This window comes from Kaistia dalseonensis (assembly GCF_030814715.1).
GTDB classification, from domain to species: Bacteria; Pseudomonadota; Alphaproteobacteria; order Rhizobiales; family Kaistiaceae; genus Kaistia; species Kaistia dalseonensis.
The window spans coordinates 42,324-62,325 of the sequence record NZ_JAUSVO010000006.1 but is presented as its reverse complement, the minus strand read 5'-3'; the positions used below and the strand labels follow the sequence as shown (position 1 = coordinate 62,325).

20 protein-coding genes and 1 tRNA gene are annotated in these 20,002 nt (G+C 65.0%); 8 read left to right on the top strand and 13 right to left on the bottom strand.

What is annotated here, in order from left to right; all coding sequences use genetic code 11:
* Positions 1 to 7: 7 nt before the first annotated feature.
* From QO014_RS19790 to QO014_RS19760, 7 genes are all read right to left on the bottom strand, one after another.
* Positions 8 to 841, bottom strand: a complete 834-nt coding sequence (locus tag QO014_RS19790; RefSeq protein ID WP_266350480.1) for a carbohydrate ABC transporter permease — start codon at positions 839 to 841, stop codon at positions 8 to 10.
* Positions 842 to 846: 5 nt separating this feature from the next.
* Positions 847 to 1,734, bottom strand: coding sequence for a carbohydrate ABC transporter permease (locus QO014_RS19785; protein ID WP_266350479.1), 888 nt, complete (start codon positions 1,732 to 1,734; stop codon positions 847 to 849).
* A 235-nt stretch (positions 1,735 to 1,969) separates the two neighbouring features.
* Positions 1,970 to 3,244 carry an ABC transporter substrate-binding protein gene (locus QO014_RS19780; RefSeq protein WP_266350478.1) on the bottom strand — a complete coding sequence of 425 codons (1,275 nt, stop codon included), beginning with the start codon at positions 3,242 to 3,244 and terminating at the stop codon, positions 1,970 to 1,972.
* 139 nt (positions 3,245 to 3,383) lie between these two features.
* Positions 3,384 to 4,547 (bottom strand): ROK family protein, encoded by a 1,164-nt coding sequence (locus tag QO014_RS19775; protein WP_266350477.1) that lies wholly within the window; start codon positions 4,545 to 4,547, stop codon positions 3,384 to 3,386.
* A gap of 159 nt (positions 4,548 to 4,706) precedes the next feature.
* Positions 4,707 to 5,066, bottom strand: a complete 360-nt coding sequence (locus QO014_RS19770; RefSeq protein ID WP_266350476.1) for a nuclear transport factor 2 family protein — start codon at positions 5,064 to 5,066, stop codon at positions 4,707 to 4,709.
* Positions 5,067 to 5,070: 4 nt separating this feature from the next.
* Positions 5,071 to 5,472, bottom strand: a complete 402-nt coding sequence (locus tag QO014_RS19765; RefSeq protein ID WP_266350475.1) for a VOC family protein — start codon at positions 5,470 to 5,472, stop codon at positions 5,071 to 5,073.
* Positions 5,473 to 5,483: 11 nt separating this feature from the next.
* Positions 5,484 to 6,227: an SDR family NAD(P)-dependent oxidoreductase gene (locus QO014_RS19760; RefSeq protein WP_266350474.1), complete on the bottom strand. Its 744-nt coding sequence runs from the start codon at positions 6,225 to 6,227 to the stop codon at positions 5,484 to 5,486.
* Between the two features lie 131 nt (positions 6,228 to 6,358).
* On the opposite strand from QO014_RS19760, the gene QO014_RS19755 reads away from it, so the two are divergent.
* Positions 6,359 to 7,285: an AraC family transcriptional regulator gene (locus tag QO014_RS19755; protein ID WP_266350473.1), complete on the top strand. Its 927-nt coding sequence runs from the start codon at positions 6,359 to 6,361 to the stop codon at positions 7,283 to 7,285.
* Positions 7,286 to 7,420: 135 nt separating this feature from the next.
* On the opposite strand, the gene QO014_RS19750 is transcribed toward QO014_RS19755, so the two are convergent.
* The gene (locus tag QO014_RS19750) at positions 7,421 to 8,374 is read right to left on the bottom strand and encodes an AraC family transcriptional regulator (RefSeq protein ID WP_266350472.1); all 954 of its coding nucleotides are present in this window, start codon (positions 8,372 to 8,374) and stop codon (positions 7,421 to 7,423) included.
* 269 nt (positions 8,375 to 8,643) lie between these two features.
* On the opposite strand from QO014_RS19750, the gene QO014_RS19745 reads away from it, so the two are divergent.
* The 3 genes from QO014_RS19745 (at position 8,644) to QO014_RS19735 (ending at position 10,988) form a co-directional block, all read left to right on the top strand.
* Positions 8,644 to 9,747, top strand: coding sequence for a Gfo/Idh/MocA family protein (locus QO014_RS19745; protein WP_266350471.1), 1,104 nt, complete (start codon positions 8,644 to 8,646; stop codon positions 9,745 to 9,747).
* A 72-nt stretch (positions 9,748 to 9,819) separates the two neighbouring features.
* Complete coding sequence (locus QO014_RS19740) at positions 9,820 to 10,833, top strand: aldo/keto reductase (protein WP_266350851.1); 1,014 nt, start codon at positions 9,820 to 9,822, stop codon at positions 10,831 to 10,833.
* Between the two features lie 17 nt (positions 10,834 to 10,850).
* Positions 10,851 to 10,988: a hypothetical protein gene (locus tag QO014_RS19735; RefSeq protein ID WP_266350470.1), complete on the top strand. Its 138-nt coding sequence runs from the start codon at positions 10,851 to 10,853 to the stop codon at positions 10,986 to 10,988.
* 87 nt (positions 10,989 to 11,075) lie between these two features.
* Here the strand turns inward: QO014_RS19735 and QO014_RS19730 are convergent.
* The 4 genes from QO014_RS19730 to QO014_RS19715 form a co-directional block, all read right to left on the bottom strand.
* Positions 11,076 to 11,160: transfer RNA gene (locus tag QO014_RS19730), tRNA-Leu, on the bottom strand.
* A gap of 141 nt (positions 11,161 to 11,301) precedes the next feature.
* Positions 11,302 to 12,801 carry a glucosyltransferase domain-containing protein gene (locus QO014_RS19725; RefSeq protein WP_266350469.1) on the bottom strand — a complete coding sequence of 500 codons (1,500 nt, stop codon included), beginning with the start codon at positions 12,799 to 12,801 and terminating at the stop codon, positions 11,302 to 11,304.
* A gap of 187 nt (positions 12,802 to 12,988) precedes the next feature.
* Positions 12,989 to 14,365: an FAD-containing oxidoreductase gene (locus QO014_RS19720; RefSeq protein WP_266350468.1), complete on the bottom strand. Its 1,377-nt coding sequence runs from the start codon at positions 14,363 to 14,365 to the stop codon at positions 12,989 to 12,991.
* Entirely contained in the window at positions 14,362 to 14,829 is a 468-nt protein-coding gene (locus tag QO014_RS19715) for a DUF4126 domain-containing protein (RefSeq protein WP_266350467.1), read from the bottom strand. Before QO014_RS19715 ends, QO014_RS19720 begins: the two co-directional genes overlap by 4 nt.
* Before the next feature lie 305 nt (positions 14,830 to 15,134).
* Here QO014_RS19715 and QO014_RS19710 point away from each other — a divergent pair, with 305 nt between their 5' ends.
* Positions 15,135 to 15,758, top strand: a complete 624-nt coding sequence (locus QO014_RS19710; RefSeq protein ID WP_266350466.1) for a TetR/AcrR family transcriptional regulator — start codon at positions 15,135 to 15,137, stop codon at positions 15,756 to 15,758.
* Positions 15,759 to 15,921: 163 nt separating this feature from the next.
* Positions 15,922 to 16,734 carry an SDR family NAD(P)-dependent oxidoreductase gene (locus tag QO014_RS19705; protein ID WP_266350465.1) on the top strand — a complete coding sequence of 271 codons (813 nt, stop codon included), beginning with the start codon at positions 15,922 to 15,924 and terminating at the stop codon, positions 16,732 to 16,734.
* A 132-nt stretch (positions 16,735 to 16,866) separates the two neighbouring features.
* On the opposite strand, the gene QO014_RS19700 is transcribed toward QO014_RS19705, so the two are convergent.
* Entirely contained in the window at positions 16,867 to 17,565 is a 699-nt protein-coding gene (locus tag QO014_RS19700; RefSeq protein WP_266350464.1) for a PadR family transcriptional regulator, read from the bottom strand.
* 170 nt (positions 17,566 to 17,735) lie between these two features.
* On the opposite strand from QO014_RS19700, the gene QO014_RS19695 reads away from it, so the two are divergent.
* Together QO014_RS19695 and QO014_RS19690 are read left to right on the top strand one after the other, a co-directional pair.
* Positions 17,736 to 18,293 (top strand): GNAT family N-acetyltransferase, encoded by a 558-nt coding sequence (locus QO014_RS19695; protein WP_266350463.1) that lies wholly within the window; start codon positions 17,736 to 17,738, stop codon positions 18,291 to 18,293.
* A gap of 114 nt (positions 18,294 to 18,407) precedes the next feature.
* Positions 18,408 to 19,991, top strand: a complete 1,584-nt coding sequence (locus QO014_RS19690) for an AMP-binding protein (RefSeq protein WP_266350462.1) — start codon at positions 18,408 to 18,410, stop codon at positions 19,989 to 19,991.
* Positions 19,992 to 20,002 lie beyond the last annotated feature (11 nt).

Here is a 20,002-nt window from a genome sequence, read left to right as displayed (position 1 = left end):
TCTCCGATCAGCCCTTGGTTCCCGACATGGCGATGCCCGCGACGATCTTGCGCTGGAAGATCAGGAAGAAGACGAGCGGGGGGATCGCGGCGAGAAGATTGGCGGTCATCACCGTGTCGACCGTCTGGTGCGACAGCGGCGAGTTGAACAGTCCGACGACCTGACCGACCGTGTACATTTCGGGGCGCGAGCTGACGATGAGCGGCCACATGTAATTGCCCCATGTCTGCATGAAGGTGAGGATGGCCAGCGTCACCAGCGCGTTGCGGCAGAGCGGCAGCGCGACATGCCAGTAGATCTGGAAGTGGCTGGCGCCATCGAGCCGCGCCGCCTCGATCATGTCCGAGGGGATGGCGCGCATGAACTGCATCAGCATGAACAGGCCAAAGGCGGAGGCGAGGCCGGGCACGACGAGACCCTGCATCGTGTTCAGCCAGCCGAGCTGCGATGTCAGCAGATAGGTCGGGATGATCGTTACCGCCGTCGGCACCATCAGCGAGAGCATCACCACGCCGAACAGGGGCCTGCGGCCGGGAAAATCGAACAGCGCAAACTCGAAGGCGGCGAGCGAGCCGATGATCAAGACGCCTGCGATGGTCAGCACCGCATAGAGCAGCGAGATGCCATAGGCGCGCAGGTAATCGGTCTCGGTGAAGATCAGGCGGATCTTCTCGATGCCGGCTGGGATCGAGGTCGGGAAGAGCCGCGGATTGAGCGATACGGGCTCGCCCGGCACCGCGAAGACGACATTGATCATCCACCAGATCGGAAAGAGCGCGATGGCGGCAATCGAGACCGCCAGGACCCATTTGAGGACGGTCCAGATGGAGGGACGCGACATGCGGTTCATTTGCGACCCCTCCAGCCGCGCAGAGCGAACATCGCCGCGGTGAGAACCATGATGGCGACGGTGAGGATGAAGCCATAGGCCGCGGCCTCGCCGAAGCGGACGCCGCCAAAGGCGCGTCCCATCATGTCCATCACCGGAAAGAGAAGCGCGTTGCGGCGCCCGCCATAGGTCGTGAAGGACGACCCGGTCAGCAGCCATGGCTTGTCGAAGACTTGCATGGCCGAGATCAGCCCGTAGGTCACGACGAAGAACAGGACCGGCCCCAGCATCGGGATGGTGATGTGGACGATCTGCTGCCCCTTGCTGGCGCCGTCGAGCCGCGCGGCTTCGTAGAGCTCGGTCGGGATGTTCTTCAGGCCGGCCAGGATGATCACCATGTTGAAGCCGGCGGAAACCCAGACATCGACCGCGACCAGCGCGTAGAGCATCGTGCCGGTGTCGTTGAGGAAGTTGACCGAGGGCAGGCCGAACCAGCCGAGCATCATGTTGAGCAGCCCGAAGTTCGGCGCGTAGATCCAGCGCCAGATGGTCGCCGCGAGGAAGGCCGGCAGCACCACGGGCATGAAATAGGCGTTGCGGAAGAAGTTGGCCCAGCGTCCGGTGAAGTTGTCGACCAGGAGCGCCAGACCAAGCGCGACGAGGATGCCCGCCGGCACGGTGATCGCCACATAGGTCAGAAGATTGCGCATCGCGGTCGCGAAATCGCGCGAGGCGATGATCTTCTGGTAGTTGGTCAGGCCGATGAATTCGGGCGGCCGGACGCCATTCCAGGCGTGGAAGCTGTAATAGAGCCCGCTGAGGATCGGGTAGAGGAAGAACATCGCGAACAGGATGATGAACGGCGCGATCATGAGGTAGTGCGGCAGGTAGCGGCGAAGGGTCATGGGCGCTCCGTTGCGGTGCCGTGGCCGGATCAGGACGGCCTTGATGTGTCTGCACAGGCGGGGGCGGCTACGCTGTCCGGCCGTCGGACGGCCGGCCGGGATCGCCGCGTCTCGTCGAGGCGTTCATCCCGATTGCGTGCCGTGGCCGCCCGGATAGCGGGCGGCCCGGCCATTCAACAGCGTTCGGGCAGAGCAGCGCGGCCGGGTCTTGCCCCGGCGCGCCGCGGGCGACGGACTACCGTGCCAGGCAGTCGTTCAACTGCGTGATCATCTCCTTGGCGCCGGCTTCGGGCGTGTATTCCCCGTCGGCGGTCGCAGAGGCGATGTCGGTGACGGTCGAGTTGTAGCAGCTCGGCACCGAACTGATGAAATAGGGCGCCGCGACATCCATCGCTCCATGCGCCGCCTCGACCGAGACCTTGATCAGCGGCAGCGCCGAGACGTCGGGATCAGCCATGGCAGCCGCGTTGGCATTGTAGCGCGACAGCAGCTTCGCCCAGCGAGCCATCTGGCCCTTTTCGGTGACATAGGTGGCGAACTCGAATGCCAGATCGGCATGCGGGCCCGGCGCCACGCCGATCATCTCGTAGCTGCGGATGCCGCCGGTCTTGCCGGGCGTATCGCCGGGGATCAGCACGAAGTCATATTTGAGCCCGCTGGTCTTGGCGGCGTCGGCATAGGTCGGGTTGACCCAGGGGCCGATATTGTGAAAGGCGAGCTGGTTGGAGATGAAGAGGTCCTTCGTCGCCTGATCATTGCGGCTGGTGCTGCTGTTCAGCTCCTTCATGTCGACGAACTTCTGCAGGACCTTGGTCATGATCGCGGGATCGATGCGGGTCTTGCGATTGGCCCAGTCGAAGCCCCAGCTGTCGTTACCGCCTGACGTCGCATAGATTTCCGCGACCGAGTTGAACACCAGCGTATCGTCCGGGATCGCATACATCCCGGCTTCCTTGACCTTCTTCATCTGGGCGAGCCATTCGTCCCAGGTCGCCGGCGGCGTCGACGCGTCGATGCCGGCCTTTTCCAGGACGGTCAGGTTGCGGAACAGCAGCGAGCCGAAGCCGGTATAGGGCAGGCAATAGAGTTCGTCCGGCTTGGGCATGCAGCCCTTGAGCGCATCGGCATCGAACTGGGCCCGGTAGTCTTCGGGCAGCGCCATCCATTTGGTGTAGAGATTGTCGAGCGCGCCGACATCGACGAGTTGCGCACCCACAGACTGGGCGTTCATGAACACGTCGGGCAGCTGGCGGCTGGCAGCGCCGGCAACCTGGCCGGCGGTCAGGTCGTCATCGCCCTTGCCGACGATCTCGATGCTCACGCCCGGGTGTTTGGCGGTGAATTCCTTGATGAATTCCTGCTGCAGTGCCAAAGCGTCGCCCTGCGCGAAGTCGGAATAGACCCAGTATTGCAGCTTGACGTCCTCGGCGGCGGCTATCCCGGCCGATCCGATTGCGGCCAGCGCGACGACACCGGCAATGCCGGCCCGAAGTTTATTGAGAGTTCTCAATCTTCCCTCCTGAAATTTCACGACAGTTCGCCACTCGGTGGATATTCTTTTTGTGTTAGGCAGCCTAACTAACAAAATTATCGAGGCGACAGTCAAGCCCCTATGCAGGGCGGGCGTCGGAATTCGGGAAGGGCCTGATTCAGGCCTCGTCACCCAGCAACACCGCCATCGCCGCCTCGATGGCGAGGCGCTCGATGCCGAGCACGGTCGCGTCCGCCCCGAGCAGCGTGTTGCGGATCTCGACCGGATAGGACAGGCGGTTGGCGGCCTCGGCAACGCCGGGCAGGAGAAGCGGCGAGGCACCGAGGCCGCCGCCCAATACGACGAGGCCCGGATCGACGACGCTGACGCAGGTCGCGATGACTGCGCCGATGTCCAGCGCGTGCCGGGCGACGTGGCGAAGCGCCTCGACATGGCCTGATCCGGCGATCGCGAGCAGTTCGGCAGTGTCGGCCGGTGCGTCGCCTGCCGCTTCGGGCCAGTCTGCCCTGACGCGGGCCATGAAGGCTTCCGTGCCCAGATAATGTTCGGCCTCGCCCGGCTGCGGGCTGGCGCCTGGCGCGAAGGGAAAGCTCAGATGGCCGATCTCGCCGGCTGCGCCGTTGCGGCCGCGCACCAATTGTTCGCCCAGCACCAGCCCCATGCCGATCTTCAGCCCGACCTGGACATAGGCAAAGCTCTGCGCGCCGCGCGCCGCGCCATAATGCTGCTCGGCCACCGCGGCGCAGTTGACATTGTTCTCCAGCACCAGCGCGACGCCGGGGGGCGGGGTGAAGGCGCTGAACACGATCTCCTGCCGCGTCGAGGCCACGTCTCCGGTCGGCCCGACGACGCGCGTCGGCAGGGCAAGACCCATGGCGCGCAGCGGACCCCAGCTCGGCCGCATCGCCGCTTGGGCCGCCGCGACCTCGGCCGCCACGGCGCGGCTGACCTCTTCGTTCATCGAGATCTGGCTCACCGGCAGGCGCAGCACCCGGCTTGTCAGCAGCCTGCGGTCGAGCGTCGACACCCGCAGCCGCACATGGGTCGAACCCGCATCGACGGCGATGACGTGGCCGGCGCCGCTGCCGACCCGGTATTGCGCGGCGCTGCGCCCGAGTGCCCCCCGCACGGCGCCGATCATCTCGACGTATTGCGGACGCTCGAGTTCGGCGATCGCCGCCGACATTGTCGGGCGCGACAGGCTCAGTGACGAGCCGATATGCGGGCGCGTCGAGGGGCCACCCTCGACCAGTTGCCGGAACACCGCGCGCGCGCTGCCAGTCAGCGCCGGTTTCGGGGCGTCGGTCTCGTTCTGATCCAAGGGGGCCTCGATCAACTATCGGGCGAGCACATTGTCAGGCCGGTTCGCCCGAGTAAAGCGGGCCCGCCGCCGGGCAGACCGGCCATCCCCATCCTGTCGTATGAGGTGCGCCGCCTCCAGGGCGCAATCGCGATCGGCGGCTTCACCCCTGGCAGGCCATCATTCGAGATCGGCGTCGATGCGCGTGATCAGCCCGTGGGCATCGACCGAGATGTCGAGGAGGCCGATCTCGTGACCGAAGTCTCCGGTGAAATCGACGCGCAAGCGCGCCCGTGTCTCGCCGGTCATCTCGATCGAAAGGAAGCGGGTCACCGTGTGATAGCCGACGAAGTACCGCTCGACATAATCGCGAATGCCGGCATGGCCGTCGAAACGGTGACCCGTCGACGGGTCGTCGATCACCGCATTCGGTGTGAACAGGGTCAATGTCGTGTCGACGTCGAAGGCATTGGTGGCGGCGATCAGCGCATCTGCCGTCTCGCGCAGTGTCTTGGTGGTCATCGTGGTCTTGGCGGTCATCGCGTCAACTCCCGTGTTGCCAGCTCTTGAAGACGAATTCGAGGCTATGACCGTCCAGATCGCGGACCTGCGCGGCGTAATAGCGGGGATCATAGTGAAGCTGCGGCCCCGGCGGGTGGATCTCGGTCGCTCCGGCGGCCAAGGCCTCGCGATAAGCGGCATTCACGATTGCCTCGGAATCGGCGACGAAACCGACATGCACGGAGCCGGGCATGGCCGCGCCCTGGCTCAGCCAGAAGAACATCCGGCCCTTCGTACCGAAGCCCTTGAGGTCGGGATGCCCTGCCGGGCCCCGGCGGCCGTCATAGTCGTGGCGAGTGGTGATCCCGAGGATCGGGAGCACCTTCTCGTAAAAGGCGATCGAGCGTTCGACGTCACTGACCGTCAGGAAGATGTGATCGAGCATGTGAGCCTCCTTTAGATGATGTAGCCGCCGCTGATTTCGATGGTCTGGGCGTTGATCCAGCGGTTCTCCTCCGACAACAGGCTCGCGACCATGCAACCGACATCGTCCGGCTCGCCGACGCGGCCGAGCGCCGTCTGCCCGGCGAGCAGCGCCTCGAATTCCGGTGTGAGACCGCCGCCGAGTTCGGTGCGGATCGGTCCGGGTGCAATGGAGTTGGCGCGGATGCGGCGTTCGCCGAACTCCTTGGCCATGTAGCGGGTCAGCACTTCGAGCCCGCCCTTGAAGGCGGCATAGGGCGCCACGCCGGCGGTCGCCACGCGGCTGGTCGCGCTCGTCACGTTCACGATGTGACCGCCATCGGCCATCAGCGGAAGCAGGGTCTGCGTCAGGAAGAACGGCCCCTTGAGATGGACGCGGAACAGCCCGTCGAACTCGTCTTCGGTCACGGACGCGATCGGGTTGTAGAGACCGTATCCGGCATTGTTGACGAGGACGTCAAAGGCCTTGGCGGTCCAGGTCTTTGCCAGGGTTTCGCCGACCGCGTCGCGAAAGGCTGGGAAGGTCTCACTGTGGCTGACGTCGAGTTCGAGAGCGACTGCCTTGCCGCCGTCAGCCTCGATCGTGTCGACGACCGTTTCGGCGGCGCGGCGATTGCTGTTGTAGGTGAGGATGACGCCCATGCCGCGTTTTGCGCATTGGACTGCGATGCTGGCGCCGAGGCCACGGCTTCCGCCGGTGATGATGACGATGCTCACGGGATGCTCCTGCGATGGGATAGGCGAGTGATAGCCGTCGGTCGCCCGGTGCGCTCGCGCAGTTCTCTTCGATTCTTGCCTGTTTCTGCTTTCTCGTTGCATGTGGGCCATTGGCATGAAACAACGCGGCCATGGACACGCCACTTCAGGAACTCAGGCGGCTGGCGTCGCGGGCGGAGAACCGCCGCACGGAGACGGGCATTCCCCGCGTCGCCATGGTGCAGGGCGAGATCCCGGAACATCGGCTCGCCGCCGTCTACGATCCCATGATCAACCTGATCCTGACGGGGTCGAAGACCATGACCGTCGGCGACCGGACGTTTCGCTATGATCCCGCGACCTATTTCGTCATGTCGGTCGACCTGCCGGCGGTGGGCTCGGTGCACCCCGCCGCCGATGGCGCGCCCTATCTGGCGATCAGCCTGACGCTGGAGCCGGCGATCGTCGCCAACCTGCTGGCGGATCTGCCCAAACCTGCCGGAGGAGATCTTTACAGCCCCGGCTTCTCGGTTGCGCCTGTGACCGCTGAGCTTCTCGATGCCTGGCTTCGGATGCTGCGCCTGATGGAGCGTCCGGACGAGATCGCCGCCCTTGCTCCCGCCTATGAGCGCGAAATCCTCTTCCGGGTTTTGCAGGGGCCGCTCGGCTGGATGCTGCGCGACATCGCGACGCCGGACACCGCGCTCTCGCGGATCGGCGTCGCTATCCAATGGATCCGGGAGAATTTCGCCAAGCCGTTGCGGGTCGGGGATTTGGCGGAGATGGCGGCCCTCAGCGTTTCCGCCTTCCATCGTCACTTCAAGGCCGTCACCGCCCTCAGCCCGCTGCAATACCAGAAGCATGTGAGGTTGCTGCAGGCGCGGTCGCTCCTGATTGCGGGTGAAGGCAACGCAACATCGATCGCGTTCGATGTGGGCTACCGGAGCCCGACGCAGTTCAGCCGTGAATATGCCCGGCAGTTCGGGTTCCCGCCGTCGCGCGATGCAGCGAGGCGACGCCGGGATGGCCAGAGTGCCGGAACTGGCGCGGTGACCGCCGCGTTCGACGCAAACGGCTGAGCGGCAGAGCCGCGTTGAGCCCGTTTGGCTTGCTGACCGGGTTTCGCCAGAAAGGTCAATGCGCTTGTGGGGGAGGCGTTGTCGGCGGCCCGCCGGGCGCGTGGCGTGGGTCCCAGTGGGGCTCGCCCGGCGCGCTCAGCTCAAACGAACGTGCTGCGTCCGCAATGACCCGCAGCCGGAGACCGGCGCGCGGTCGGGGTCATGGCCAGGCCGTTGCGGTGCGCGCAAGGTCGCGGCGTCGTCGCTCGGCGTGAGGTTGAAGAGCCGGCGGTAATCGCGATTGAACTGCGAAATGCTCTCGTAGCCTACATCGTAGGCGACAGCCGAGATCGTGCTGGCGCCGGACAAGCCTCGGCGCGCCTCCTGCAGCCGAACGCGCTTCTGGAACTGGACCGGCGTCATGGACGTCACGGCCTTGAAATGTCGATGAAAGCTGGGAACGCTCATATTCGCCAGTGCCGCGAGATCGGCGATACGGAGCATCGCGGCGAAATTCTCTCGGATCCAGGCCGTTGTGCGGCCGATACGGGCCGCATGACCATTGGCGAAGGCGAGTTGGGCGAGCATCGGGCCGTGGTCGCTGTGCAGCAGCCGCCAGACGATTTCCCGGCGGATCAGGGGGGCCATCACGGCAATGTCGCGCGGTCGCTCGATGAGCGCGACCAGCCGGACCAGCGGATCGATCAGATCCACATCAAGCGCATATTTGCCAGCGACCTTGACGTCGGGCGATATCGGGCGCGAGCCGGACTGCTCACGCAGAAGCTCGGCCACGACGACCGGATCAATGTCGAGATGGATCGCCAGATAGGGCGCCGCAGGGCTGGCCTGCGTAACCCGGGAGGTGACGGGAACGTCGGCGGCGCACAGCAAGGATTCCCCTGCCGCATAGTGGAATGGGACTTCCCCGACCATCAGTTCCTTCACGCCCCGTCCCACAAGGCCGAAAGACGGCTGGTAGATCGAGTGCGACACCTCGGTCGGGTGATCGGTGCGGCCGACCTTCAGGCCGGGAACCGGCGTCACATAGTCATATCGGGCGTAACGCTCGATGACGGTCACCAAATCCGGGAACTGCGGCTTCATCATTGGCGAACGTCCTGTGCGGGAGTGTATCGGCCGGCCGGCCGGCTTCGGCCGTCACATCACCACCAGTCGATATCGGGGGCTATGCATATCCTATCAAGGGCGCGCCCCATCCTCTCAAACGCCCTCGAGCAAGGCGCACGGTTCAGACGAATGAGAGAGGCAGGCAAGTCGCTGATAGCATCTGCATAGGGTCGGATCTCGGCCGGTCGCTATGGTTCGGCATTGGCGCTGATCGGCGCCTGATGGCGAAAATGCTGGAACATAGAGACATGTCAGACAAGAAATTCCGTGTCGGGCTCATCGGAGCGGATACGCAGGCAAGCTGGGCCGGCGCATCGCACATTCCCGGATTGCGGGCGCAGCCTTCGCTGGTCCTGGCTGCGGTCGCGACCCGTCGCGAAGAGAGCGCAAAGGCGGCTGCGGAGGCGTTCGGGGCCGAACGCTGGTTCTTCGATCCTTACGCGATGATCAATGATGCGAGCATCGACGTCATCACGGTGGCCGTCAAGGTGCCCGCTCATCGGGCGCTTGTCATGGCCGCTCTCTCCGCCGGCAAGGCCGTATATTCCGAGGCCCCCCTCGGGGCGACCCTCGCTGAAACGGAAGAGATGGCCAGGGCTGCCGAAGGCCTGCACACCGTGATCGGCTTGCAGGGTCGGCACAATCCCGCCGTTCGCCGCGCCGCGGAGCTGGTAGCCTCGGGAAAGCTCGGTCGGCTGATGTCGGCTCGCCTCGGTGCGACGACGTTCGGCTATGGTCCGCAATCGCCGAGCACCTACGACTACTTCAACAAGCTCGCGTCAGGCGCCAGCTTCATGACGATCACGGTCGGGCATGTCCTCGACATTATCGAGGCCGTGCTCGGGCCGATCACCGAAGTCGATGCACGCACCGAACTGTTGTGGCCCGACATCGAGATCGTCGACACGGGAGAGACCTCGGCGCGTGAGATCCCCGATCATCTCGATCTCATCGCCAAGACCACCAGCGGCGCGCCCGTCTCGGTTCAGGTCCTTGCGGGCGTCGCGCCGGAGCAGGCCGGTTTCGTCTTCGAAATCCGTGGCTCAGCGGGTTGGCTGCGGCTCTCGGGCAACCATCCGGCGGGCGCGCAGGTGGGTGATCTCGCGCTGACCTCGAGCCTCTCTTTTGCCGCTCCGGACGCTCCGATAGCCACCGGCACAGGGCCGACGGCCGCCGGGTTCTGGAACGGCGCGGCGATCAATGTGGGTGAAGTCTACGCGTCGCTGGGTCGCGATCTCGTGGCGGGCACCCATGCAACGCCGGGATTTGTCCAGGCACTCCACAACAGCCGGCTCGTCGCAGCAGTCGAGCGGGCGGCTCGAACGGGCGAGCGCCAGAGAAATCTGACCTGAACATGCCAGGTGGAGCATCGGACGATCAATCCTGGTCGACCGGCTCCGCAATTCCGATCAAGGAGAAATATGATGCGCATGCGCAAATTGGGAAACAGTGGGCTCTTCGTATCGGAACTCTCGTTCGGCGCCATGACCTTCGGCGGCACGGACGGGCTGTGGGGTCAGGTCGGCAAGCTGGGGCAGGAAGAGGCCGATATCTTGGTCAAGGCTGCCCTCGATGCCGGGATCAACCTTTTCGACACCGCGAATATCTATGCGAACGGTCGGAGTGAGGAAATCCTTGGCCAATCGCTCAAAAATCTCGGCGTCCGCCGGGACGAAGTGGTGATCGCCACAAAAGTGCACGGCGCCATGGGCAACGGGCCCAACCGGCGGGGCGCGTCCCGCGGGCATATCATGAGCGAAATCCGCGCCAGTTTGCGGCGGCTGGACCTCGAACATATCGATCTCTACCAGCTTCACGGCTTCGATCCCGCCACCCCGATGGAGGAGACGCTGGAAGCGCTCGATACGCTCGTGCGTGCCGGGGACGTCCGCTATGTCGGTCTGTCGAACTGGGCCGCCTGGCAGATCATGAAGGCCATCGGCATTGCCGGCGCCCGCCAGTTGGCACCGATCATCTCGGTTCAGGCCTATTATACGTTGGTCGGACGCGATCTGGAGCGCGAGATCGTCCCGCTGCTCGCCGCGGAGAAGGTGGGGCTCATGGTCTGGAGTCCATTGGCGGGCGGCTATCTCAGCGGCAAATATTCCGTGGGCGGCGACAGTGCCGGCGGGCGGCAGACGCAACTGGATTTCCCGCCGATCGATCGCGGTCGCGGCGAGCCTCTGATCGATATGTTGAAGGCTGTGGCGCACAAGCATGGCTGCCGCCCGGCGCAGGTCGCGATCGCCTGGCTGCTGCGGCAGCCTGTCGTGTCGACCGTGCTGATCGGCGCCAAGCGGACCGACCAGTTGGAGGAGAATGTCGGGGCGACGCGCATCGTGCTGGACGCCGACGACATGGTGCAACTGGACGCCGTCAGCCGCCTACCGGTCGAATATCCCGGCTGGTCGCTCACCGGTTCCGGCGATCGAAGCTGATTGGAGGTGAGAGCCGCATGACGGAGCTCGCTGAAGGCCGGTCGCGCGTGCCCGGACCCAATTTCGAGAAGCCTGTCGCCTTTGCGGTCAGGCTGCCTCGGGACATCGTAGCGCGCACGGGCATCGGCCGTCTGACGCGGCTGCCCGGCGGCTGATTTCACCAGTGTGCAGCAAAGCGCTGGTCTGCGACGGGGCGAGGTCGGACGTAGGAAGGTCTCGGCATGATGACCGGATACGAAATTTGGTGCGGGCGGCGGGGATCGAACCCGCATGACCGAAGTCGAGGGATTTTAAGTCCCTTGCGTCTACCAGTTTCGCCACGCCCGCAGCGCGCCGGAAACTGCCATTTTCAAGCTCTGGACGGAAGGCTGAATGCGCAACGCTCAACAATGTTGTGCCTGGTCGGGCTCTCCGCGTCCCTTGGCGATGCCCGCGCCGAGGGATCGCGTCCTGGCCGGCTGATACAGCTCATGGGTCGTGGACCCATGTGACATCCTCCGTCTTTCGCGACAACACGGCCACAATCACGTCGCCCGAACGATAGACAGACCCGTTTGCCGGCCAGATCGGATGGCTGGCGGCGTCGGCAAGTGCCGCGTCGCGCTCGGCGGTCGTCGGCGAGCGGAGATTGTCGGCGCCCATGAAGAAATTGGCGATCTCGACCTGGCGATAGGGCATGAAGGCCGCAGAGGATGTGTGGGGTCGAAAAGGGCGCTTCGGATAGGAGAGCAGGCGATCGAGATGGTCGAGCGGGAACTGGCCGATGACGACAAGGGCAGGGTGTTCGTCGCCCTTGAGCAGGTCTCCGACCTTCAGGACGAGCCTGTTGATCGCCTGCGTCTCGTAATCCGATTTCAGCGCCGTATAGCCGTTCTCCTGCACCGCCAGGAAGAGCAGGCCATAGAGCGCGGCCGATGTCGCCACGACGCCGAGCTTCAGCTTCGAGAAGAGATCGAAGGCGAGCGAGGCCGCGAAGGCCAGATAATAGCCATATCCGACGCCGAAGCGGGACACGCTCGGCGTGGAATCGGCATTGATGATGAAGACCGCCTGCAGCGCCAATGGCATCAGGATCAGGCAGGCGATGATCGCGGCGGCATTCGACCGTGTCAGCTTCGCGGCCACCGCCCAGCCCGACAGGACGACAGTCGCGGCAACGCCCAGCCGGCCGGCGAGCGGCTGGTGGATCATGAAGTCATAGAAGCGGCGGACGGCATTCGGGTAGGATCGCAGGATCTCCCACGCGACTTCCCGGACACCATTCGTGTTGGTGCTGACTGGCAGCGGCCAGATGATGGTGAGCTTGGTCGATATCCAATAGAGCAGCAGCCCCAGCACCATGGCGAGGCCAGAAGCCAGGAACAGGCTGACGCGCGGCGTTGTCGTGATCGAGCGATGGAGCAGCCAGGCCACCAGCACCGTGGCGGATACGACGATGAGGGGCTGGTATCCGGCGAGCGACAGCGCAAAGAGCACAGCGGCAGTCGGGATGGACCATCGATAGAGGCGGATGCGATCAAGCGCGAAGACCGCGGAAAGGCTCAGCGCCTGCGCGATGGTAAAGGTGATGTTGTCGGCGGTGAAGCTGTAGAGATCGGGCACGGCCGGGAACAGCGCCACGAACAGCGCGATCATCGTTCTCTTGGCGACACCGCGCGCGCCGATGAGCTCGGCGAAGAGCAGCCCATTGACCGACTGGATCAGCAGGCCGGCAAAGGCCTGGAAGGTCTGGCTGCCGCCGCCGAAAAGCTGGATCAGTATGTCGGCGAGCCAGCGACCCTCCGAGACGGTCTTGAAGCTCGGATAGGGGTAGAGCAGGCTGTTCGGGATCGTGTGGTTGGTGAAGACGATGCCGGAAACCAGCGCGCTGTAGACCACGACCGAGACGAGCATCGTGATGCCGATCGGAACCAGATCGGCTGCCGAGACCCCGAAGAACCGACAAAATCGGCTGAGCCCTCGCGTCACATGATATCCCCGTCATTTCGCGCTGTCCCTGCTGGCCGGAGGATCAGCAGAGAGCCGCCCGGCTTCAGTGACATGGCGCAACAAGCTGGCGCTACCACGCGGCGAGACCGGGCGCCATGGCGCAGAGCAACGCCATGGCCCGGCCGCTCGCGTCGAACGGGCGCTGCCGCAGCGTCAGGGGACTCCGTCAGGCGAGGGGCTTGAAGTCTCCGATGACGGTGGGGAGGAGTTCCGAGACGGTCGGGTGGATGTGGACGGCGCGCTGGACGACGGTTGCCGGGGCTTGGGCGTACATGGTGTCGAGCAGGCTGTGGATCGCCTCGTCGCCGCCCGTGCCGAGGATCGAGGCACCGAGAAGCTCCTTCGTCTCCGCATCGGCCAGGATCTTGATGAAGCCCTGCGTCTCGGCCTTTTCCACCGCGCGGCCGACGCGTGTCATTGGGCGCGTGCCGACCAGCGCCTTGCGGCCCGATTTCCTGACATCGGCCTCGGTCATACCGATGCGCCCGAGCGGTGGATCGATATAGAGCGCATAGGCCTGGATGCGGTCGCTGACGCGGCGCGGATCGTTGTCGAGCAGGTTGGCCGCCACGATCTCGAAATCATTGTAGGAGGTGTGGGTGAAGGCCCCGCGGCCATTGCAATCGCCCATCGCCCAGATGCCGTCGACATTGGTGCGCAACTGGTCGTCGACCTGGATATAGCCACGCGCATCGACCGTCACGCCCGCCTTGTCGAGGCCGAGATCGTCCGTGTTCGGCACGCGGCCGACGGCGAGCAGGACATGCGAGGCCTCGATTTCCGGGTCGCCTTCCGTGCAATCGACGCCGACGCCGATCGCCTCGCCCACTGGACGGAAGCTGATGCACTCGGCATTGAGGCGGAGCTTGATGCCTTCCTTCTCCAGAATGCCCTTGACGGCATCGGAGACATCCTCGTCCTCGCGGCCGATCAGGCGCGGGCCCTTCTCGACGATCGTCACCTCGGCGCCGAAGCGGCGATACATCTGGCCGAATTCGAGCCCGATATAACTGCCGCCGATGATGACGAGATGCTTCGGCAATTCCTCCAGCTCGAGGATGGAGGTGTTGGTCAGGTAGCTGATCTGGTCGACGCCGGGCATGTCGGGCACGAAGGCGCGGCCGCCGGAATTGATGAAGATCTTGTCGGCGGTGATCTTCTCGCCGTCGACATCGATGATCTTCGCGCTCTCGAAGCGCGCATGGCCCTCATAGACCGTGCAGCGCTGCATACCTTCGAGCCAGGTTTTGACGCCATTGCGCGCATTGCTGGAGACGGTCTCCTTGCGGGCTCGCAGCGCCTTCATGTCGACACCGACCGGTCCCGACAATGTCAGGCCATATTCGGCGGCGCGCCGGGCCTGATGGGCGACATAGGCGCTGGCGACCAGCGTCTTGGTCGGCATGCAGCCGGTGTTGACGCAGGTGCCGCCGAAGAGCTTGCGCTCGATCAGCGCGACGTTCCAGCCGGCGGCGGTCAGCCTGCCGGCCAGCGGCGGGCCGGCCTGGCCCGCGCCGATGATGATGGCATCGAAGCTCTTCATGTCACGGTCGCCACGATCCAGACGGCGCCGAGAATGGCGACGAGGTCTTCCAGCAGCGCGATCGGCAGGTCCTTGCCGCCAATCGCCGCGACGAGCCACTTGCGGGCCTCATAGCCGCCGAGCGTGCCGAGAACGGCACCGATCGCGCCGGCGATCAGGCCGCCGATCAGCATGCCGCTTGGCGTTCCCACGACGGCGCCGCAGAAAGCGCCGCTGACGATGCGCGCACCGAACTGCATCGGCACCTTGCGGCTCGGCGTGCTCGGCAACTGGTCGGTGATGAATTCGAGGATGGCGAGGACCGAGAAGATCCATGGCGTGAAGCGAAAGCCCATGAAGGCAGCCCAGGTGCCCTCGACCGGAACCCAGCCGAGAAAGGCGGCCCAGCTGACGGCGGCGGGCGCCGTCATAGCGCGCAGACCGGCGATGACGCCGATCAGCAGAGCCAGGATCAGAATGGTCATCGTCAGAACCCCCGTTTGTTCGTTGGCATCATCGCAGTGATGCGTCTGGCCATGATAGTATAGAATGACGCATTTCGCAGAGGAAATTTGCTCGTAAACACGGCTGAGACGCAATCATGTCCGGTTGATCTTGCCGGATGAACAGGACAGGAAACGCCTCGGAAGTGGATCGGCCCCGGGACGGTGCCTGACAAAAAAACATGCCGCCGGCGAGCGAAGGTTTACCGGATCGGCAGCGCATTCGCTGCCAACCGCTGACAATTGATGATGTGCATCATATATTTGCTCGGTCAAGGAGTATCGACATGGCACGGGCATCGCGCGAGCAGGCGGAGAAACATCGGGAACAGATCGTCGAGGCGGCCTCGCGGCTCTTTCGCGAGCGCGGGCTGGACGGGGTCAGCGTGCCGGATCTCATGGGGGCGGCCGGGCTGACGCATGGCGGCTTCTACGGCCATTTTTCATCGAAGGATGCGCTGGCGGCGCTCGCCTGCGCGGCCGGATTCGACCAGTTCACCGATCGAATCGATCAGAGCATGGCCCGGCATTCGGACGATGCCGAGGGCGCGCGGCAGGAGGTGCTGTCGAATTATCTCTCGGCGGCGCATCGCGACAATCCCGCGCTCGGCTGCATGACGGCGGCGCTCTCGATCGATGTCGCGCGGTCGGGCGACGATAGCGCGGTGCGCAAGGCCTACACGGCCGGCGTCAGGAAGACGATCGACGAGCTGGCGCGCCTCAGCCCGGTCCGCGACGACGACGCGGACGCGGCGCAATCGGATGCGCTCGCGACCATGGCGCTGATGGTCGGCACGATCCTGATGGCGCGGGCGACCAAGGGCGATCCGCTCTCCGACGCGATCATCGAGGCGGCGCGGCAACGCCTGCAGGTGGCGCCCGCCTCGGCCGTCCCGCCGGACGAGGCCTGACCCCTCGACGCGACAACGGACGAATGTCGAAAGCGGAAATTTTCCGCAGCCGGGTGCTTGAAGCATGTTAGATGATGACCATCATATAAGTCGATGGACGTTTAAGCATCGCTGCGTGCGGCAGCGGCAACGCGCCAGCACCCAGTCGAAACGGAGAATTTCCATGGCTCATCATCAGGCAAACGGCACGGCCCTCGTCACGGGCGCGTCCGAAGGTATCGGTGCCGTCTATGCGCGGCGCCTCGCGGAGCGGGGTTATGACCTCGTGCTGGTCGCCCGCAGCGAGGCCAAGCTGAACGCGCTGGCGGCGGAGATCGTCGCGGCGACGGGCAGGGCGGTCGAGGTGCTGGTCGCCGATCTGGCCGACAAGGCGGATCTGCGGACCGTCGAGGCGCGGCTCAAGAATGACGCGGCGATCACGCTGCTCGTCAACAATGCCGGCATCGCCGTGTTCGGCCCCTATGTCGACGCCGATGCCGATGCGATCGAGCGCATGATCGACCTGAACATCACGGCGCTGACGCGCCTGTCGCTCGCCGCCATCCCCGGCCTGGTGGCGCGCGCGGGCAGCATCATCAACATCGCTTCCGTCGTGCCGCTCCTGCCGGAGCGCTTCGACAATATCTATTCTTCGACAAAGGCTTATGTGCTGAACTTCACGCAAACCCTGCAGACCCAGCTCGCCAAGGACGGCGTCCATGTGCAGGCCGTGCTGCCGGGTGCCACCGCAACGGCCATCTGGGAAAAGGTCGGCCAGCCGGTCTCGCAACTGCCGCCGGAAATGGTGATGGCGACGGATGAGATGGTCGATGCGGCGCTGGCCGGCTTCGACCAGGGTGAACTGGTGACCGTTCCCTCGCTCGCCGATCCGGCGCTCTGGGCGGCCCACGATGCGGCGCGCCTTGCGCTCGGTCCGCATCTTTCGCTCAAGCATGCGGCCGCGCGCTTCAAGACGGCCGAGACCGTCGCGGCATAGGGCGTTTCCGAGCGAAGTGGAATGCGGTTCGCGTGAAGGAAACGCGACCAACCAAAGAGTCTAATGCCTCGACGCGACACGAAAACGGCCCCGCCTTGCGACGGGGCCGTTTTTGCATCTCTATTTTCAGGCCTAGAGATCGATGCCGCCGGCCTTGCCGCGCATGATCTCCTCGGCGGCGCGCTGCAGGATGTCGGCCACGCGCTGCTGCTCGGCCTCGTCGTCGCCGATGCGGCTGGCAATGGCGCCCTTCAGCGCGCGGCGCGCCTCGTTCATCGCCGGAATGACATCCGGGATGTCGCGATCCGGCCGTTCGCCGCGCGGGCCGTCCTCGTCGCGGCCGAACCAGGCGCGAGCCTGGGCGATCCGCTTGCCGATCCGGGCGAGATGGTCCAGCACGGCCTCGACGCCGACCCGGTTCTCGTTCAGATGCGCCTTGCCGGCATCGGTGATGGCATAGACCTTCTTGTTGCCCTCGGTCGTCGCCGTCGCCTGGCCCGCCTCTTCGAGGAAGGTGAGGGTGGGATAGATGACGCCGGGGCTCGGGCTGTAGCTGCCGCTGGTCAGTTCCTCGATCGCCTTGATGACGTCGTAGCCATGGCGCGGGGTCTTCTCGAGCAGCGAGAGTACGATCAGGCGGAGGTCGCCATCGGCGACCATGCGTCCGATCCGGAAGCCGTCGCCGCCACGCCCGCCAAAGGGTCCGCGACCGAAGCCGCCGCCAAAGCCCGGCCCGCCTTCGCCACGCCCGCCACGGCGGCCGGCGAAATCGAAGAAGCGGCCGCGATGCGGATGGCCGCAATGTTCATGATGATGATGTCCAAAACCCATCTGGTTTCTCCGTTATGTCTTACGATATATCTTAATTAGGTCGAGCCCGGCGTTTCGTCAAGATATATCTTACGACATGTCTCATGTCGTTTCGTGCCCGCCGTTTGACAAGGTGGGCGGCAATGGACGATCGCTGTCGCGCCTTGGGTCCAATGATAGGGAATGGCTGAATGGAGACGATCCGCCACGCGGTGCGGCGCGATATCGACGCTGTCACGGCGCTTCATGTGACGAGTTCACGCCGGGCCTATCGCGGCATCGTGGCCGATGCCTATCTCGACGGTCCGCTGGCGGCCGAGCGCGCAGCATTATGGCTTGAGCGGATCACGGTTGATCCCGAGACGCGCAATTGCATCATTCTCGTCGCCGAGACCGACGATCGCCAGATCGCCGGCCTGATCTGCCTCGTGCCGCATGAGGATGCCCGCTGGGGGCATTTCATCAACAATCTGCATATCGATCCCGAGCGCAAGGGCAGGGGCATCGGCGCGGCGCTCCTGCGCGCCGCCCTCGAGAAATTGCCGGTTGGGTCCTTGGGCGCGCCGGTACATCTGCTCGTCTACGAGGCCAACCATCCCGCCCGCGCCGTTTATGATCGCTGGGGCGGCGCTGTCGCCGAGCGGATCGAACCGGCCGCCGAGGGCGACGGCAAGGCGGCGCCGCTGCTGCGCTATGTCTGGCCGACGGCAGAGGGTCTTCTGGCGCGAATCGCGCGCGTCGCAGCCTGAAGAATGCGCGATGGCCTCGCCTCGGCGACCGTCATCATTATATGGTCGCGGGCGAGGAGAATGACGCGCCGCGGCTGAGCGCGGCCGTTCAGCGCCAGGGGCAGGAACAGACCGATGGACATCGCCACCGCCATACCGAGCCCCGCGACGGCGGCGATCCCGCTCGATCCGCGCCGCTGGAACAAGACGCTGTTCCAGATGCTGCTCGATGCCCGCGCCCGCTTCGGCGGCAAGCGGATCGTCATGGAGGATGTGCAGCGCAAGCCGCTCTCGCTCGACCGCGTCATCATCGGTGCCTTCGTGCTCGGCCGGGTCTTCGCCAAGCGCACCAGGCCCGGAGAATGCGTTGGCCTGCTGCTGCCGAATGTCGCCACCGTGGCGCCGGCCTTTTTCGGGCTGACGGCCTTTGGCCGCGTTCCCGCCATGCTCAATTTCACCGCCGGGCCGAAGAACCTGCTCGTCGCCTGCAAGGCGGCGGAGATCCGCCACGTCATCACCTCGCGCCGCTTCGTCGCCGAGGGCAAGCTCGAGGAACTGATCGCGGCGATCGGCGCGCATGTCGAGTTCATCTGGCTGGAGGATATCGGCAAATCGGTCGGCACCTTCGACAAGCTGCTCGGCGTCGCCTCGTCAATGCTGTCGCGCTTCGTCCACGCCGCGTCGAAGGCCAAGCCCGACGATATCGCCGTGATGCTCTTCACCTCCGGCTCGGAGGGCGTGCCCAAGGGCGTCGCGCTCAGCCACGCCAACATCCTCTGCAATGTCGAGCAGTTCCTGCGAACGCTGGAGCTCAGCGCCGAGGATTCGCTCTTCAATCCGCTGCCGGTGTTCCATTCCTTCGGCATGACGGTCGGCCTGATCGCGCCGTTTGCGATCGGCATGCGCGTGTTCTTCTATCCGACGCCGCTGCACTACAAGCAGATCCCGCCCATCGTCGCCGAAAGCGGCTCGACCATCCTGATCGGCACCGACACCTTCGCCGGCGGCTGGGGTCGCATGGGCGAGAAGAAGGATTTCGAGAAACTTCGTCTAGTCGTGCTCGGCGCGGAGCGGATCAAGGATCAGACCCGCACGCTCTGGCGCGACAAGTTCGGCATCGAACTGTTTGAGGGTTACGGCGCGACCGAGGCGGCGCCGGTGATCTCCGCCAATACGCCGCTCTATCATCGCGACGGCACGGTCGGGCGGCTGCTGCCGGGCATGTCCTATCGCATCGAGCCGGTCGCCGGCCTCGACGAAGGCGGCCGCTTCTGGATCACGGGTCCGAACGTCATGCAGGGCTATCTGCGCGACAGCGCGCCGGGCAAGCTGGAGCGCACGCCGGATGGCTGGCACGATACGGGCGATATCGTCTCGGTCGATGCCGAGGGCTACATCACCATTCGCGGCCGTGCCAAGCGCTTCGCCAAGATCGGCGGCGAGATGATCTCGCTCGCCGCCGTCGAGGCCTATGCTTCGCAGGTCTGGCCCGACAACATCCATGCCGTCGTGGCGGTGCCGGACGAGCGCAAGGGCGAGCAGCTGGTGCTGGTGACGGATCGCGTCGATCCTGACCGCGAGGCGCTGGTCGGCTCAGCCCGGTTGCACGGCATTCCGGAGATCATGGTGCCGAAGCGCATCGTGACCGTCGAGGCGCTGCCGATGCTCGGCACGGGCAAGACGGACTATCCGGCAATCATCGAGATCGCGAAACGCTGAGGGAGCGGGTC

Bases quoted from the DNA above. Each gene is read 5' to 3' on its own strand.
- QO014_RS19790 (WP_266350480.1), bottom strand. From the start codon at position 841: ATGTCGCGTCCCTCCATCTGGACCGTCCTCAAATGGGTCCTGGCGGTC.
- QO014_RS19785 (WP_266350479.1), bottom strand. From the start codon at position 1,734: ATGACCCTTCGCCGCTACCTGCCGCACTACCTCATGATCGCGCCGTTC.
- QO014_RS19770 (WP_266350476.1), bottom strand. From the start codon at position 5,066: ATGACCGCCAAGACCACGATGACCACCAAGACACTGCGCGAGACGGCA.
- QO014_RS19765 (WP_266350475.1), bottom strand. From the start codon at position 5,472: ATGCTCGATCACATCTTCCTGACGGTCAGTGACGTCGAACGCTCGATC.
- QO014_RS19755 (WP_266350473.1), top strand. From the start codon at position 6,359: ATGGACACGCCACTTCAGGAACTCAGGCGGCTGGCGTCGCGGGCGGAG.
- QO014_RS19750 (WP_266350472.1), bottom strand. From the start codon at position 8,374: ATGATGAAGCCGCAGTTCCCGGATTTGGTGACCGTCATCGAGCGTTAC.
- QO014_RS19745 (WP_266350471.1), top strand. From the start codon at position 8,644: ATGTCAGACAAGAAATTCCGTGTCGGGCTCATCGGAGCGGATACGCAG.
- QO014_RS19740 (WP_266350851.1), top strand. From the start codon at position 9,820: ATGCGCATGCGCAAATTGGGAAACAGTGGGCTCTTCGTATCGGAACTC.
- QO014_RS19735 (WP_266350470.1), top strand. From the start codon at position 10,851: ATGACGGAGCTCGCTGAAGGCCGGTCGCGCGTGCCCGGACCCAATTTC.
- QO014_RS19720 (WP_266350468.1), bottom strand. From the start codon at position 14,365: ATGAAGAGCTTCGATGCCATCATCATCGGCGCGGGCCAGGCCGGCCCG.
- QO014_RS19715 (WP_266350467.1), bottom strand. From the start codon at position 14,829: ATGACCATTCTGATCCTGGCTCTGCTGATCGGCGTCATCGCCGGTCTG.
- QO014_RS19710 (WP_266350466.1), top strand. From the start codon at position 15,135: ATGGCACGGGCATCGCGCGAGCAGGCGGAGAAACATCGGGAACAGATC.
- QO014_RS19705 (WP_266350465.1), top strand. From the start codon at position 15,922: ATGGCTCATCATCAGGCAAACGGCACGGCCCTCGTCACGGGCGCGTCC.
- QO014_RS19700 (WP_266350464.1), bottom strand. From the start codon at position 17,565: ATGGGTTTTGGACATCATCATCATGAACATTGCGGCCATCCGCATCGC.
- QO014_RS19695 (WP_266350463.1), top strand. From the start codon at position 17,736: ATGGAGACGATCCGCCACGCGGTGCGGCGCGATATCGACGCTGTCACG.
- QO014_RS19690 (WP_266350462.1), top strand. From the start codon at position 18,408: ATGGACATCGCCACCGCCATACCGAGCCCCGCGACGGCGGCGATCCCG.